Below are 14,819 nucleotides of genomic sequence, written 5' to 3'. Positions count from 1 at the left end.
CCCAGGGAGAACAGAGGCGCTGGCCATTTTGTCTTGATTCAGGAGCGGCACATGCGTCACCTCAGGAGCCTTACCCGAACGCTCCACAAACAGCGGATTGAGGGCGTCACCTTTCATTTTGATCCGCACCATCACCACGCGCTTTCCACAGCTGTGCAGCGCTTTTTTGCTACCCCGGAACAGCACATTCCCTTGGACACCCCAGAAGCGACCCGTGGGGTTTTCCTGCTGGAAGGTGAGCGCAAATGGGTGCTCAAGCACAATCGCTTGATCCATTGGAAAAAGCAGCTGCGGAACTATCTGGGCCTGAAGAAGGCCTTTGGCCTGCATGACTTGACCAACGAGTTCATCAACCTCTCAGCGGTGTCCGCCAAATCCGCTTACGCCCCTAAAGTTGCAGCCTTTGGCTACAAGGGGCGGTTTCCGTTTCTCAAGGAAGAGTATCTGCTGGTTGACTTTCTAGAGGATCACTGCAGCGTCGATGATCGTTTGATTGCCCACCCCGAACAGGCCTCAACACTGTTGCCGCAGGTCTTTCATCTGTTCGCACGCATGCTCGATGAAGGCTTCGTGCACATGGACCCCCACCCCAAGAACATCCTGATCGCCCCCGATGGTCAGCTGCGACTGATTGATTTCGAATGTTGTGCGCACTCGGTGATTGATCGCGACTTTAGCCTGGGGTTTCTGATGGGTTATTTTTTCCACTACTGGATCAAGCGATTCATTTCCATGGACGACTACCGGACTTGCTGCGAGCACTATTTAAGTGCCGAGCAGCCGGCATTGGACCGCGGTGTATTCGTGCCTGTGTTCGAACGTTTCCTCAGCACAAAGGTCTCTCGCACGAAGCGCTACTCGATTCTTGCCTGTCCTGAGGCGCAAGCGGCTTTCAAAGCGCAGTAACGCCGAACTCCAGCGCACAGCACTCGTCACATTTCCCTGTTTAAAGCTGGTCAACTCCGTTGCGCACCGCTAGAATTGCGCACTTTTTGATCAGAGGCGCTGCTAGGGTTTGTACGAAAAGTCGCCGAGCGGCGATCAGGCAAGGCGAAAACAGGCGAGGAAGCGGAGTTTACTGATTGTAAATGAGCATTCCGAGCCTGTTTTCAACGCAGCATGATCGACGCGCAGGCACTTTTCGTACAAAGCCTAGCGCCCAACAGGACAGCGGCGCTCGCACGACTGTCCCCATTACACCGAGGTTAGTCATGTCCACCACTCCTACGCCCACCACGCCTAAGGTCGGCTTCGTCTCTCTGGGTTGCCCCAAGGCCCTGGTCGACTCCGAGCGCATCCTGACCCAACTGCGCATGGAAGGCTATGAAGTCGTGCCCACCTATCAGGACGCCGATGTGGTGGTGGTCAACACCTGTGGCTTCATCGACAGCGCCAAGGCCGAGTCCCTCGAAGTTATCGGCGAAGCCATCAAGGAAAACGGCAAGGTCATCGTCACCGGCTGCATGGGTGTCGAGGAAGGCAGCATCCGCGACGTGCACCCGAGCGTGCTGGCGGTAACCGGCCCGCAGCAGTATGAGCAGGTGGTCAACGCCGTGCACGAAGTGGTGCCGCCGCGCCAGGACCACAACCCGCTGATCGACCTGGTGCCGCCGCAAGGCGTCAAGCTGACCCCGCGCCACTACGCTTACCTGAAGATTTCCGAAGGCTGCAACCACAGCTGCAGCTTCTGCATCATCCCGTCGATGCGCGGCAAGCTGGTCAGCCGCCCGGTCGGTGAAGTCCTCAGCGAGGCCGAACGCCTGGTCAAGGCCGGGGTCAAGGAAATCCTGGTGATCTCCCAAGACACCAGCGCCTACGGCGTCGACGTCAAGTACAAGACCGACTTCTGGAACGGTCGCCCGGTCAAGACCCGCATGCTCGAACTGTGCGAAGCGCTGAGCAGCCTGGGTGCCTGGGTGCGCTTGCATTACGTCTACCCGTACCCGAACGTCGACGACATCATCCCGCTGATGGCTGCCGGCAAGATCCTGCCGTACCTGGACATTCCATTCCAGCATGCAAGCCCGAAAGTGCTCAAGTCGATGAAGCGTCCGGCCTTCGAAGACCGGACCCTGGCGCGCATCAAGAGTTGGCGCGAGCAGTGCCCGCAGTTGATCATCCGCTCCACCTTCATCGTCGGCTTCCCGGGTGAAACCGAAGAAGACTTCCAGTACCTGCTCGACTGGCTGACCGAAGCCCAGCTCGACCGCGTCGGCTGCTTCCAGTACTCGCCGGTCGAAGGCGCTCCGGCCAACGACCTGGGGCTGGATATCGTCCCTGACGACATCAAGCAGGCACGCTGGGATCGTTTCATGGCCCACCAGCAGGCAATCAGCAGTGCCCGCCTGCAACTGCGCATTGGCCGCGAAATCGATGTACTGATCGATGAAGTGGAAGAAGAAGGCTCGGTCGGCCGCAGCTACTTCGACGCGCCGGAGATCGACGGTAACGTGTTCATCGACGGTAACCACGGCTTCAAGCCTGGTGACACCGTGCGCTGCCGGGTCACCGACGCCGACGAGTACGACATGTGGGCCGAGCCGATCTGATCCCGACCCGCTGAAAAATAGCCCTGCCGCCCCTGGCGGGGCTTTTTTTTGCAACTATCGTTTCCCTGTTACCCAAGGAGAGCGGAGCGATGTACAAGCACAGCAGCGTGCAAACCCCGAGGCTTAGCGACTACCCGGAGCTGGCGTGCGTATGGGAAGCGTCTGTGCGTGCGACCCATGACTTCCTGCCCGACAGCTACATCTGCCTGTTACGCGAGCTGTTGCTCAGCCAATATCTGGATGCGGTGATGCTGATCTGCTGCAAGGATGCCCAGCAGCGGATCACCGGCTTTGCCGGCGTTGCCGCCGGGCGGGTCGAAATGCTCTTCATCGATCCGTCCATGCGCGGCCAGGGCCTGGGTAAACTCCTGTTGCGCTACGCCATCGACGAACTCAACGCTGTCCAGCTCGATGTCAACGAACAGAACCCCCAGGCTTTGGGCTTCTATCTGCGCCAGGGGTTCGAGGTCGTCGGACGCTCGGAAACGGATGGCATGGGTCAACCCTATCCCTTGCTGCATCTGAGACTGATTCAGACAAAAGCCGTCCAAACTGGCTGACAGAAAGCGTTATACCTTTCTGAAATGCAGCGAAATCGCAGATTAATGACCCGATGGGCGAATGTTGCCGGACCTCGGCCTGTCCGCACGGTTACAATAGGCACCTTTCCCTGTACCTACGGCTGTCGTCATGTCTGAACCCATTCGCCTTTCCAAACGCCTTATCGAACTGGTCGGTTGTTCCCGGCGGGAGGCCGAGCTGTATATCGAAGGCGGCTGGGTCACCGTGGACGGCGCGGTGGTCGACGAGCCGCAATTCAAGGTGAGCGAACAGCAGGTCCAATTGCAGGCCGGCGCCCGCGCCGAAGCCCTGGAACCGGTCACCCTGCTGCTCAACCAGCCGTCCGGCCTGGACATCGACAGCGCCTGCAACAGTATTACGGCCGCCAGCCTTTCAGAAGAACACAGTCATGGCCGTCGCCCACTCAAGGGCCACTTCGCCCGCCTGAGCAGCGTGGCGCCGTTGCAACAAGGCGCCAGCGGCCTGCAGGTGTTCACCCAGGACTGGCGGATCACCCGCAAGCTCGACGCCGACCTGGCCAAGCTCGAACAGGAGTATGTGGTTGAAGTCAGTGGCGAAATGATTGCACACGGCCTGGAGCGGCTGAACCGCGGATTCACCTGGAAGGGCAAGGAGCTGCCAAAGATCAAGGCCAGCTGGCAGAACGAGACGCGCCTGCGCATGGTCTTGAAAAACCCGCAGCCGGGCCTGATCGCCTTGCTGTGCAACAGCGTTGGGGTCACTCCGTTGAGCATGCGGCGGATTCGCCTTGGTGGCGTGTCCATGAGCAAGCTGCCCCTGGGCCAGTGGCGCTATCTGTCGGCCAGCGAAAAATTCTAGCAACAAGGCGCAACCACCCGGGTAGCGCCCCGAACAGGATTGTCACCATGATTCACAACGATGTACTGCGCAGCCTGCGCTACCTGCTGGACGTCAACGACGCCAAACTGAGCGATATCATCAAGCTCAGCGGCTTCGAAGTCGCCACGGACGATATCGTCTCCTACCTCAAGAAAGACGAAGAAGAAGGCTTCGTGCGCTGCCCCGACGAAGTCATCGCACACTTTCTCGATGGCCTGGTGATCTTCAAGCGTGGCAAGGACGACAGCCGCCCCGCGCAGCAAGTCGAACTGCCAGTGACCAACAACATCATCATGAAGAAACTGCGAGTGGCCTTCGAGCTGAAGGAAGACGACCTGCATGCGATCCTCAAAGCTGCCGATTTCCCGGTATCCAAGCCGGAGCTCAGCGCCCTGTTCCGCAAGGTCGGGCACAACAACTACCGTCCGTGTGGCGACCAGTTGCTGCGCAACTTCCTCAAGGGCCTGACCCTGCGAGTCCGTGGCTAATACGTCGATGAACTACAGCGTTGCACCGATCGGCTTCGTCCGTTCCTGCTTCAAGGAAAAGTTCGCCATCCCGCGCCAGCCCCAGCTGGCGCCAGCGGCGCGCGGCGTGCTGGAGCTGCTGCCACCCTTCGACAACGGTGATGCGGTGGCCGGGCTCGAACAGGTCAGCCATGTCTGGTTGCTGTTCATGTTCCACCAGGCCCTGGAAGACAAGCCACGGCTCAAGGTACGTCCACCGCGTCTGGGTGGTAACACGTCCATGGGCGTGTTCGCCACCCGAGCGACTCATCGGCCCAACGGCATCGGCCAATCGGTTGTGCGACTGGAGAAGGTTGAAGCCGGACGCCTGCTGCTGTCGGGCATCGACCTGCTCGACGGCACCCCGGTGCTCGACATCAAGCCCTATGTGCCTTACGCCGACGCGGTCAGTTGCGCAACCAACCAGATGGCCAGCGCGCCACCAGCGCCGATTCCAGTCGCCTGGAGTGAGACTGCCCAGCCCCAGGCCCGCGAACATGCCTTACGCCTTGGCGAGCCGCTGGTTGAGCTGATCGAACAGTGCCTGGCCCAGGACCCGCGCCCGGCTTACCAGAACCCACCACCGGAGCGTGTGTATGGGGTGAAGTTCTGGGATGTGCAGGTACGCTGGCACTATCCGCAGCCGGAGCAGATCCGGGTGCTGGAAGTGGTTATCGATCTCTAAAAAACTATTGGGGTGGGAGCGGGCTGAAACAAGAAAGCAGGCCGAGGCCTGCTTTCTTGTTTCAGCGCTGCTTACTTCTCGACGAATGCACGCTCGATCAGGTAGTCGCCCGGCTCACGCATGCGCGCCGAGATCTTCAGGCCGAAGCTGTCGAGCACTTCACTGGTTTCATCCAGCATGCTCGGGCTACCGCAGATCATCGCACGGTCGTCCTGCGGGTTGATCGGTGGCAGGCCGATGTCGCTGAACAGCTTGCCGCTGCGCATCAGGTCGGTCAGACGCCCCTGGTTTTCGAACGGCTCACGGGTCACGGTCGGGTAGTAGATCAGCTTGTCACGCAGCGCCTCGCCGAAGAACTCGTTCTGCGGCAGGTGCTCAGTGATGAACTCGCGGTAGGCGACTTCGTTGACGTAACGGACACCGTGGACCAGGATCACTTTTTCGAAGCGCTCGTAGGTTTCCGGATCCTGGATGACGCTCATGAACGGCGCCAGGCCAGTACCGGTGCTCAGCAGGTACAAGTGCTTGCCCGGATTCAGGTCGTCCAGTACCAGGGTGCCGGTAGGCTTCTTGCTGATGATGATCTCATCGCCTTCCTTCAGGTGCTGCAACTGCGAGGTCAGCGGGCCGTCCGGCACCTTGATGCTGAAGAACTCCAGATGCTCTTCCCAGTTTGGGCTGGCGATCGAGTAGGCGCGCATGAGCGGGCGGCCGTTGGGCTGTTGCAGGCCGATCATCACGAACTGACCGTTCTCGAAGCGCAGGCCCGGATCGCGGGTGCACTTGAAGCTGAACAGGGTGTCATTCCAGTGGTGAACACTGAGGACACGTTCGTGGTTCATGTTGCTCATGTACGGGCTCCTGAAATAAAACGCAGCGCTAACCTAGAGCGCGATTGCGCGATAGTTTAGTGCGAGCGACAATATCTGTTAACTGAATTATCAAGATATGTCTTATCGGTTATATAGATATGCGATTTACCCTTCGTCAGCTCCAGGTGTTCGTCGCCGTAGCCCAGCATCAAAGCGTCTCACGAGCCGCGGGAATACTGGCGTTATCGCAGTCGGCCGCCAGTACCTCGATCACCGAACTTGAGCGCCAGTCCAGCTGCCAGCTGTTCGACCGTGCCGGCAAACGCCTGAGCCTCAACGCCCTGGGTCATCAACTGCTGCCACAGGCAGTGGCCCTGCTCGACCAGGCCAAGGAAATCGAAGACCTGCTCAACGGCAAGTCCGGCTTCGGCTCCCTGGCGGTCGGCGCCACCCTGACCATCGGCAATTACCTGGCCACGCTGCTGATCGGCAGTTTCATGCAGGTCCACCCGGAAAGTCAGGTCAAGCTGCATGTGCAGAACACTGCGAATATCGTGCACCAGGTTGCCCATTATGAAATTGATCTGGGTCTAATCGAAGGCGACTGCAACCATCCAGATCTTGAAGTACAACCTTGGGTTGAGGACGAACTGGTGGTGTTTTGTGCGCCGCAGCACCCGTTGGCCCGCCGCGGCCAGGCCAGCCTGGAAGAACTGACCCACGAAGCCTGGATTCTGCGCGAACAGGGTTCCGGCACCCGCCTGACCTTTGACCAGGCGATGCGCCATCACCGCTCCAACCTGAACATCCGCCTGGAGCTTGAGCACACCGAAGCCATCAAGCGCGCCGTAGAGTCGGGCCTGGGCATCGGCTGTATCTCACGCCTGGCATTGCGCGACGCATTTCGTCGCGGCAGCCTGGTGGCAGTGGAAACACCAGAGCTGGACCTGGCCCGGCAGTTCTACTTCATCTGGCACAAGCAGAAGTACCAGACCTCTGCCATGCGCGAGTTCCTCGAACTGTGCCGCAGCTTTACCGCTGGCGTGCAGCGCAGCGATGAAATTGTCCTGCCCAGCATTGCCTAGAGAAGGATCACCGCCCAGACCAGCGCCACCATCGTCAGGGCGACGAGCTGGGCGGCGCTGCCCATATCCTTGGCATTTTTCGACAGTGGGTGACGGTCCAGGGAAATCCGGTCGATCGCCGCCTCGACCGCCGAGTTGAGCAATTCAACAATCAGGCCCAGCAGGCACACCGCGATCAGGATTGCCCGTTCGGCACGGCTGACCTGCAGCCAGAACGCCAACGGGATCAGCACCACATTGAGCAACACCAGTTGGCGGAAAGCCGCTTCACCGGTAAAGGCCGCGCGCAGACCGTCAAACGAATAGCCGGCAGCGTTGATAATACGTTTGAGGCCGGTCTGGCCCTTGAAAGGCGATGACATAGAAGGTCACTTCATCCACTGAAAATGCGTTTCAGCCTAGTGTAGGTCGGGTCAAAAAACAGTGAAGGCAGTAGCCTCAACTCGTTGAAACCGATTCCAGTTGTTGCAAGAGCAGTGCGGCCTGAGTCCGGGTACGCACGCCGAGCTTGCGGAAGATTGCGGTTACGTGGGCCTTGATGGTGGCTTCCGAGACGCTCAGTTCATAAGCGATCTGCTTGTTCAGCAAACCTTCACAGACCATGGTCAGCACGCGGAACTGCTGCGGCGTGAGGCTGGCCAAGCCTTCGCTGGCGGCCTTGGCTTCAGCCGACACATCGACCTTCTCGAAGGCTTGCGGTGGCCACCAGACGTCACCGTCGAGCACCTTGTGCACCGCTTCCTGGATCTCTTCCAGGGGGCTGGACTTAGGAATGAAACCGCTGGCGCCGAATTCGCGTGATTTCACCACGACTGCGGCTTCTTCCTGCGCCGAGACCATCACCACCGGAATCTGTGGGTACTGCCCGCGCAGCAGGACCAGGCCGGAGAATCCATAGGCACCGGGCATGTTCAGGTCCAGCAGCACCAGGTCCCAATCGGACTTTTCGGTAAGATGGGTTTCCAGTTCGGCGATGCTCGCCACTTCTACCAGACGTACATCCGGGCCCAGGCCCAAGGTAACAGCCTGGCGCAGGGCACTGCGAAACAGCGGGTGGTCATCGGCAATCAGGATTTCGTATGTGGCCATCGATCTAATGGTCCTGTTCTGTGCAAGCGCAGCGAGGAAGAATCGGCGCCAAGGATGCCGAGCCAGGACCGGGTGGTCAAGTTGATTGCCCGGTCGCGGTAAGCACGCCATGGTCGCCAGCCTGCCCATTATGACGCAATGTGCAGCACCTGCCCCTTGTACTATAGGAAGGTATGCAAACGCTGGTGTACCGCATCCTGTTCATCCACTGGCCATTGGTGCTTGGCACTCAAGTAGTGCGTACTGAACACATCCAGGTAAGCACCCAGGGCCTGCGCAGCGCGCTGGTCGCCGGCCAGCTCCAGGCACATGGCCGCTACCTCGGCGGTGCAGAAATGATCGTCACGCTTGGAACGGCGCAAGCGGTAGCGCGACAGTTGCTCGGGCTGCAGGCTGAGTACCGGGAAGCGATCCAGGTAAGGGCTCTTGCGAAACATCTTGCGTGCCTCGGTCCAGGTAGCATCGAGCAGGATGAACAAAGGCCGCTTGCCAGGCTCGCGTACCACCTCGCTGACCACTCTTTGCGGCGCAACGAACTCACCGGGAAAGACGATGTAAGGCTGCCAGTGCGGCTGATCGAGCAAGGCCAGCAAGGTTTCATCGACCGAAGTACGCTGCCAGCCGAACGCCGAGGTGTCGCCAATCAAGTCGGCGATCAGCCAGCCGGTGTTGCTCGGCTTCAATGGCTCGGTGTCGTGCATCAACAGGCACATGGCCGAATCGGACGGCACCTGCGGACGCCAGGCACACAGGCAATGGCTGAAAATCACCCGACACTGCGGACAGCGTGGCGCCCGTGATCCACGAGCAACGAAAGGTTTGACACTGCGCGCCAGGCGCTCGGCGCGCAGGCGCGATACGGCATGGCTCATGGCAGCAGACTGCGTAGACAAGAAAGGGGTAGGCAAGAAAGGGATGGCACTGCGCGAACTCGGCAAGACAGGAAATCCGCCCCAGTTTATCAGAGCCTGCCCGTGGGCAGACGGTATTTGCTGTGCAGCCAGCGTGCCGACTCCCTATAATCCTCCCCCTGTCGCTACCCGCTGGCACCACGACTACGTGCGTGAGGGAACACCGTGCGCAGTTGCCGGTCCAATCGCCAGTTACCGAACCAGGAGAAATTCATGTTGCGTTTCATCGCCCCGTCCCTGAGCTTGCTGCTCACCCTGCCCTTGGCTGCCAATGCTGCCTCCAAGCAGGAATACGAGCTAAGCAAGATGCTGCAAAAAGTTGCCACGGAAAGCAGCGTGGGCACGCCGCGAGCGATCAACGAAGACATCCTTGACCAGGGTTATACCGTCGAAGGCAAGCAACTGATCAACCACCTGAGCGTGCGTGCCAGCCATGCCGAAAAGATGCAAGCCGACCCGAACAGGGTGCGCAGCCAATTGGGTGACAGCATCTGCAAGAACACCGGCTTTCGCCAGTTGCTCACCAAAGGCGCAGTGCTGACCTATCGCTTCACCGAGTACAAGACCAACCGTTTGGTGGGTGAGCAGGCCTTCAATGCCGCCAGCTGCGGCCTTAAGATTACCAAGTAAGCCTAAACCAGTTGCTCGCTGTCGCGCCGCTGCTTTTCATCGGCGCGCAGTTCAGCCACCAGGGCCTGGACGTAACGTGAGTGCCGCACCCCACCCCCCAAGCGACGCAGGCACTCTTCTTCAAGGCTCAGGTTATTCGCCTGGGCCGAGCGCTCGAGCAGCTCGAACAGCTGTGCATCGAGCTCCAGATTAAGCCGTTGCATGTGACAGCCTCCCTGCACCGCGACAGTCGCTCGGACTTCCAGTTAACCAGACCCACACCAGGATTGGATCCCGGCTGACGAGCGGTCTGTGTTCAATTCCTCTTCTTACCCGATACAGTGAAGATCCTTTCGGCATAAACACCCGCCAGGGTCTAGATTGATAGCAAGCGTCTGCCCATTCTTGGGCTCGCACAGGGGGATGCCTGCCGACGCCTTGCATCAGCATTGCTGAGCGAAAACAACAAAGAGCCCATTATCACTGCACTAAGACCTTGCAGGTCTACTGCAATGCCCGAGGCGCACACTCGGGCCACGGCAGCCAGCGACACACGCAGTGTCGCGGCCGGAACCCCAAAGATCCGGTCAGAGGTTTTGCTGCAGAAGGAGACGTTGAATGCCTTACCAACCGAACGAACTGCTATCGAGTCATTTCAAGAACAACGGAATAGACCTGAGCAAGCTGGAAGAACAACTGAAGCTGGTTGCACCTGAGAGCCCCAACTTGCCGCTGTACCGTGACATGATTCTGACCGTCCTGCGCATGGCCCAGGACGACAGCAACCGCTGGAACGCCAAGATCACCCTGCAAGCCCTGCGCGAGCTGGACCATGCCTTCCGCACCCTCGAACAGTACAAGGGCCGGCGCAAGGTCACCGTGTTCGGTTCAGCCCGCACCCCGATCGAACACCCCATGTACGCACTGGCCAGGGAACTGGGTGCGACTCTGGCCCGTTCGAACCTGATGGTCATCACCGGCGCTGGCGGCGGCATCATGGCCGCTGCTCACGAAGGCGCAGGCGTCGATCACAGCCTGGGCTTTAACATCACCCTGCCGTTCGAACAGCATGCCAACGCCACCGTAGACGGCACCGACAAGCTCCTGCCGTTTCACTTCTTCTTCACGCGCAAGCTGTTCTTCGTCAAGGAGGCCGATGCCCTGGTGCTCTGCCCGGGTGGCTTCGGCACCCTGGACGAAGCGCTGGAAGTCCTTACCCTGATCCAGACTGGCAAGAGCCCGCTGGTGCCTGTGGTGCTACTGGATTCCCCGGGCGGCAACTTCTGGCAAGACGCACTGAATTTCATTACCCGGCAGTTGGAAGAAAACCGCTACATCCTGCCCAGCGACCTGAAGCTGCTGCGCCTGGTGCAAAGTGCCGAAGAAGCCGTGGAGGAGATCAACCAGTTCTACCGCAACTACCACTCCAGCCGCTGGTTGAAAAACCAGTTCGTGATCCGCATGCACCACCCGCTCAGCGGGGGCGCGTTGCTCGATCTTCAGGATGGTTTTGCCGACCTGCGCCTGAGCGGCCAATACCATCAGCACGCCTATGCTGGCGAACACCACGACGAGCCCAGGTTCAGCCACCTGACACGCCTGACCTTCGCCTTCAATGGCCGTGACCAGGGGCGCCTGCGCGAGCTGGTGGACTTCATCAATCTGTCGGAAAACTGGGCCAAGCCCGAGCCGATGCACACCACACAACACGCCCGCGAAGCACTGAAGGTCACTTGACACTGGTGCGCGGCTAGGCCTTGTACGAAAGTGCCTGCGCGTCGATCATGCTGCGTTGAAAACAGGCTCGGAATGCTCATTTACAGCCAGTAAACTCCGCTTCCTCGCCTGTTTTCGCCTTGCCTGATCGCCGCTCGGCGACTTTTGTACAAACCCTAGTCGTCCAGCCCTCGGCCGCTCAACAGGCGGCCGATCATCTCCATGGAAAAGCCACGGTAGACCAGAAAACGGGTTTGCTGTGCGCGGGTGCGCGGATCGATGGGTAACTGACCGGAAAATTTGCGCTGCCAGACATCCTGCAACTGCCCCGCCCAATCCACACCGCTCTCGCGCAGGGCCTGGTCGATATCGCCGCGTTGCAGGCCGCGCTGGCCCAGCTCTTCGCGAATGCGTGCAGGGCCGTAGCCGGAACGCGAGCGATAGCTGATGAAGCTTTCCAGGTAACGGGCTTCACTGAGCAGGCCCTCTTCCGTCAAGCGGTCGAGTTCCTGGTCAATCAATTCGGGGGGAGCGCCGCGCTGACGCAACTTGCGCGTCAGCTCGACTCGACCGTGCTCGCGACGTGCGAGCAGGTCCATGGCTGTCCGCCTTACGGCGACGGGAGTGTCGAGTACGACGGACATGGGAACGATCAGTAGCCGGCTTCGGCGTCTGCCAGGTCGTCTTCAGGTTCGACACTAACCGCAGCAGCCTTACCAGCAGCCTCAACAGCACCTGCATTGAGCAGTTTGTCGCGGATCTGCTTCTCGAGGGTGGCGGCGATTTCCGGGTTTTCCTGGAGGAACTTGGCCGAGTTGGCCTTGCCCTGACCGATCTTGCTGCCCTGGTAGCTGTACCAGGCGCCGGATTTCTCCAGGAAGCCGTGCAGCACGCCGAGGTCGATGATCTCACCGTTGCGGTAGATGCCCTTGCCGTAGAGGATCTGGAATTCAGCCTGACGGAAAGGAGGCGCCACCTTGTTCTTGACGATCTTGACCCGCGTTTCGCTGCCGACCACTTCGTCGCCTTCCTTCACCGCGCCGGTACGGCGGATGTCCAGACGGACCGAAGCGTAGAACTTCAGCGCGTTACCACCGGTGGTGGTTTCCGGGCTGCCGAACATCACGCCGATCTTCATGCGGATCTGGTTGATGAAGATCACCAGGCAGTTGGCGTTCTTGATGTTACCGGTGATCTTGCGCAGCGCCTGGGACATCAGGCGGGCTTGCAGGCCCACGTGCATGTCGCCCATTTCGCCTTCGATTTCGGCCTTGGGTACCAGGGCGGCCACGGAGTCGACGATGATCACGTCAACGGCGTTGGAACGCACCAGCATGTCGGTGATTTCCAGGGCCTGTTCGCCGGTGTCAGGCTGCGAGACCAGTAGATCGTCGACATTCACACCCAGCTTGCCGGCGTACTCGGGATCGAGAGCATGCTCGGCGTCGACGAAGGCGCAGGTAGCGCCCATCTTCTGGGCCTGGGCGATGACCGACAGGGTCAGCGTGGTTTTACCGGACGACTCAGGACCGTAGATCTCGACGATACGGCCTTTTGGCAGACCGCCAATGCCCAGGGCAATGTCCAGGCCCAGGGAGCCGGTGGAAATGGCCGGAATCGCCTGACGCTCGTGGTCGCCCATGCGCATGACCGCGCCTTTACCGAATTGACGCTCGATTTGCCCCAGGGCCGCAGCCAAGGCGCGCTTCTTGTTGTCGTCCATTGAGTCCTCACGTAATCGATAGGGCCTGACGGCCAGAACACCTGTATAAGTAGCCAGTATTATTCCACAGGGTTTTCTTCCCGCCTACCCCCGAATTGCGATTTACTCTGCACCAAGCTGTAACAAGCCCTCTAGCGCGGCGATTACCGTTTGTCGGCGTACCTCGTCGCGGTCGCCGTCGAAGTGCCTGTGCTCGGTGCTGACATGGCTGCCATCGGCCCAGGCCAGCCATACGGTACCCACCGGTTTCGCCGGTGAGCCGCCGTCCGGCCCGGCCACACCACTGACCGCCACGGCGAAGCGGGCGCCGCTGGCGGCCTGGGCACCGCGGACCATGGCCTCGACCACTTCCTGGCTGACCGCCCCGACCTGGGCGAACAAGGTTTCAGGTACGCCCAACTGGCGGGTCTTCTGCGCATTGGAATAGGTGACATAGCCGGCTTCAAACCAGGCCGAACTGCCCGGAATCCGCGTGATGGCTTCAGCGATGCCGCCGCCGGTGCAGGATTCGGCGGTGGTCACCTGGGCATTGAAGCGCCGCAGGTGTTCGCCCAGGCGGGCGGAAAGCGCAGTGATCGGGTCCATGGCAAGCTCCTTGAAAGACTGTCGCCTACCCTACACCAGCTGCCGTCCGGTACAAATCCTCAGCGCTGCAGCGCCCGCACATAAGCCTGGCAGGCACGCAGGGCGATCAGTCCCTGATCGCCGTGGTCGGTGATGGCGACAATTCGTCGAGCATGCGCCGGCTCAAGTCGGGCGCGTATGGGGTCATGATCCAGGCTGCCGGTGCCGGTGCTGGCAGGCAGACCGGAACAACCGCCGGCGTCACCTGCGACCAGGACTGACAGCCGCAGATCAGCAGTAGCCAGGCGGTCACGCAGGCGAGCTTGAGTCTGTTGCGCATCAAGTAGCTCCTGATAATGGGATTGGTCGTTGGCCTGTATCTGCTGCTCCAGTACCTGACGCTGCTGACGCTCGCCAAGCTGCTGGCTGGCCAAGGCCTCGGCCTGTTGCTGGCGCTCCTGGGCGTGGGCGCGCGCCTGCTGTGCCAACTGCGTGCCGTATCGCCATGCCTGAACCTGCCAAGTCAGCACTGCAATCAGCAGCAACAGCATCATCACGAGCACGACCCGCAAGCGGCTCAACACAGTGCCTCGCGGGCCCGTGCCCAGAATTTCAGACGATCCTCAAGGCCATTGAGCCCGCCATTGATGTGGCGAGTGATACGGTTGAACTCGCCACGATCGGCGAGCTGATTGAGCCCACGCGAATGCCAGAACCAGGCCGCCGACTCACACGCCCATTGGGGTTGTTCAAGTAGCTGCGGCAGCGCCAGCAAACGCTCGTCGCCAAACAGCGCCATGCTGCAGGCGTGGTAGTTGTTGCGGCCGGTGACCTGGATCAGGCCGCGGCCGCAATACAACTGGCCATCGCCATCGGCTTCGGAGGTATTGCCCAAACGCAGGGCGAGGTTGCCGGTGTCATAACGCGACAGGTAGCGCTCACCACCCAGCTCTTTCACATAACGCAGCTGGCCGGACTCATGGCCGACCTGCGCCAGGAAAGCCGACATGCGCCGCGGGGAATCGATTTCCCAACGCTGCATGGCGGCATTCAACGCAGGAACAAAAACGCCCGCTTGCTGGCGGGCGTTGGGGAAAATCGACAACAGCGTTTTTTCAGTTATTTCCATAGCTACCTCGCTTGTATCA

At 60.2% G+C, this 14,819-nt stretch carries 19 protein-coding genes; 9 read left to right on the top strand and 10 right to left on the bottom strand.

Annotation, left to right across the window (positions count from 1 at the left end; translation table 11 throughout):
- Positions 1-33: 33 nt before the first annotated feature.
- The 6 genes from ACRESH_RS09390 to tsaA all read left to right on the top strand — a co-directional run bounded on the left by ACRESH_RS09390 (position 34) and on the right by tsaA (position 5,162).
- The gene (locus tag ACRESH_RS09390; RefSeq protein WP_431741732.1) at positions 34-906 is read left to right on the top strand and encodes a lipopolysaccharide kinase InaA family protein; all 873 of its coding nucleotides are present in this window, start codon (positions 34-36) and stop codon (positions 904-906) included.
- A 305-nt stretch (positions 907-1,211) separates the two neighbouring features.
- Positions 1,212-2,549 (top strand): 30S ribosomal protein S12 methylthiotransferase RimO, encoded by a 1,338-nt coding sequence (gene rimO / locus ACRESH_RS09385; RefSeq protein ID WP_431741731.1) that lies wholly within the window; start codon positions 1,212-1,214, stop codon positions 2,547-2,549.
- Positions 2,550-2,638: 89 nt separating this feature from the next.
- Entirely contained in the window at positions 2,639-3,109 is a 471-nt protein-coding gene (locus ACRESH_RS09380) for a GNAT family N-acetyltransferase (protein ID WP_431741730.1), read from the top strand.
- Positions 3,110-3,239: 130 nt separating this feature from the next.
- Positions 3,240-3,950, top strand: coding sequence for an rRNA pseudouridine synthase (locus ACRESH_RS09375; protein WP_431741729.1), 711 nt, complete (start codon positions 3,240-3,242; stop codon positions 3,948-3,950).
- Between the two features lie 47 nt (positions 3,951-3,997).
- The gene (locus ACRESH_RS09370; protein ID WP_431741728.1) at positions 3,998-4,459 is read left to right on the top strand and encodes a DUF1456 family protein; all 462 of its coding nucleotides are present in this window, start codon (positions 3,998-4,000) and stop codon (positions 4,457-4,459) included.
- A gap of 7 nt (positions 4,460-4,466) precedes the next feature.
- The gene (tsaA, locus tag ACRESH_RS09365; protein WP_431741727.1) at positions 4,467-5,162 is read left to right on the top strand and encodes a tRNA (N6-threonylcarbamoyladenosine(37)-N6)-methyltransferase TrmO; all 696 of its coding nucleotides are present in this window, start codon (positions 4,467-4,469) and stop codon (positions 5,160-5,162) included.
- A gap of 71 nt (positions 5,163-5,233) precedes the next feature.
- On the opposite strand, the gene fpr is transcribed toward tsaA, so the two are convergent.
- Complete coding sequence (gene fpr / locus ACRESH_RS09360; protein ID WP_003222277.1) at positions 5,234-6,013, bottom strand: ferredoxin-NADP reductase; 780 nt, start codon at positions 6,011-6,013, stop codon at positions 5,234-5,236.
- Between the two features lie 119 nt (positions 6,014-6,132).
- Between fpr and ACRESH_RS09355 the strand changes: the two genes are divergently transcribed.
- Complete coding sequence (locus tag ACRESH_RS09355) at positions 6,133-7,059, top strand: LysR family transcriptional regulator (protein ID WP_431741726.1); 927 nt, start codon at positions 6,133-6,135, stop codon at positions 7,057-7,059.
- On the opposite strand, the gene ACRESH_RS09350 is transcribed toward ACRESH_RS09355, so the two are convergent.
- The 3 genes from ACRESH_RS09350 to ACRESH_RS09340 all read right to left on the bottom strand — a co-directional run bounded on the left by ACRESH_RS09350 (position 7,056) and on the right by ACRESH_RS09340 (position 9,020).
- Positions 7,056-7,421: a diacylglycerol kinase gene (locus ACRESH_RS09350; RefSeq protein ID WP_431741725.1), complete on the bottom strand. Its 366-nt coding sequence runs from the start codon at positions 7,419-7,421 to the stop codon at positions 7,056-7,058. The two genes, ACRESH_RS09355 and ACRESH_RS09350, sit on opposite strands and share 4 nt — an antisense overlap.
- Before the next feature lie 76 nt (positions 7,422-7,497).
- Positions 7,498-8,148 carry a response regulator transcription factor ErdR gene (erdR, locus tag ACRESH_RS09345; RefSeq protein ID WP_431741724.1) on the bottom strand — a complete coding sequence of 217 codons (651 nt, stop codon included), beginning with the start codon at positions 8,146-8,148 and terminating at the stop codon, positions 7,498-7,500.
- 161 nt (positions 8,149-8,309) lie between these two features.
- Positions 8,310-9,020, bottom strand: coding sequence for a tRNA-uridine aminocarboxypropyltransferase (locus ACRESH_RS09340; RefSeq protein ID WP_431741723.1), 711 nt, complete (start codon positions 9,018-9,020; stop codon positions 8,310-8,312).
- Between the two features lie 252 nt (positions 9,021-9,272).
- On the opposite strand from ACRESH_RS09340, the gene ACRESH_RS09335 reads away from it, so the two are divergent.
- The gene (locus tag ACRESH_RS09335) at positions 9,273-9,689 is read left to right on the top strand and encodes a quorum-sensing-regulated virulence factor family protein (RefSeq protein WP_431741722.1); all 417 of its coding nucleotides are present in this window, start codon (positions 9,273-9,275) and stop codon (positions 9,687-9,689) included.
- A 2-nt stretch (positions 9,690-9,691) separates the two neighbouring features.
- Here ACRESH_RS09335 and ACRESH_RS09330 read toward each other — a convergent pair whose 3' ends face one another.
- Positions 9,692-9,892, bottom strand: a complete 201-nt coding sequence (locus tag ACRESH_RS09330; protein ID WP_431741721.1) for a hypothetical protein — start codon at positions 9,890-9,892, stop codon at positions 9,692-9,694.
- Between the two features lie 394 nt (positions 9,893-10,286).
- Here ACRESH_RS09330 and ACRESH_RS09325 point away from each other — a divergent pair, with 394 nt between their 5' ends.
- Positions 10,287-11,405 (top strand): LOG family protein, encoded by a 1,119-nt coding sequence (locus ACRESH_RS09325; protein WP_431741720.1) that lies wholly within the window; start codon positions 10,287-10,289, stop codon positions 11,403-11,405.
- 155 nt (positions 11,406-11,560) lie between these two features.
- Here ACRESH_RS09325 and recX read toward each other — a convergent pair whose 3' ends face one another.
- From recX to ACRESH_RS09300, 5 genes are all read right to left on the bottom strand, one after another.
- A complete protein-coding gene (gene recX / locus ACRESH_RS09320) occupies positions 11,561-12,028 on the bottom strand; it encodes a recombination regulator RecX (protein ID WP_431741719.1) in 468 nt (155 codons plus the stop codon).
- An 8-nt stretch (positions 12,029-12,036) separates the two neighbouring features.
- Complete coding sequence (gene recA, locus ACRESH_RS09315; RefSeq protein WP_431741718.1) at positions 12,037-13,107, bottom strand: recombinase RecA; 1,071 nt, start codon at positions 13,105-13,107, stop codon at positions 12,037-12,039.
- Between the two features lie 102 nt (positions 13,108-13,209).
- The gene (locus ACRESH_RS09310; protein WP_431741717.1) at positions 13,210-13,692 is read right to left on the bottom strand and encodes a CinA family protein; all 483 of its coding nucleotides are present in this window, start codon (positions 13,690-13,692) and stop codon (positions 13,210-13,212) included.
- A 59-nt stretch (positions 13,693-13,751) separates the two neighbouring features.
- Positions 13,752-14,252, bottom strand: coding sequence for a lysis system i-spanin subunit Rz (locus ACRESH_RS09305; protein WP_431741794.1), 501 nt, complete (start codon positions 14,250-14,252; stop codon positions 13,752-13,754).
- Complete coding sequence (locus ACRESH_RS09300; RefSeq protein WP_431741716.1) at positions 14,249-14,800, bottom strand: glycoside hydrolase family 19 protein; 552 nt, start codon at positions 14,798-14,800, stop codon at positions 14,249-14,251. Before ACRESH_RS09300 ends, ACRESH_RS09305 begins: the two co-directional genes overlap by 4 nt.
- Positions 14,801-14,819 lie beyond the last annotated feature (19 nt).

It is taken from the genome of Pseudomonas sp. (genome assembly GCF_050739775.1).
Lineage (GTDB): Bacteria > Pseudomonadota > Gammaproteobacteria > Pseudomonadales > Pseudomonadaceae > Aquipseudomonas.
This window is presented reverse-complemented; position numbering and strand designations above follow the sequence as displayed.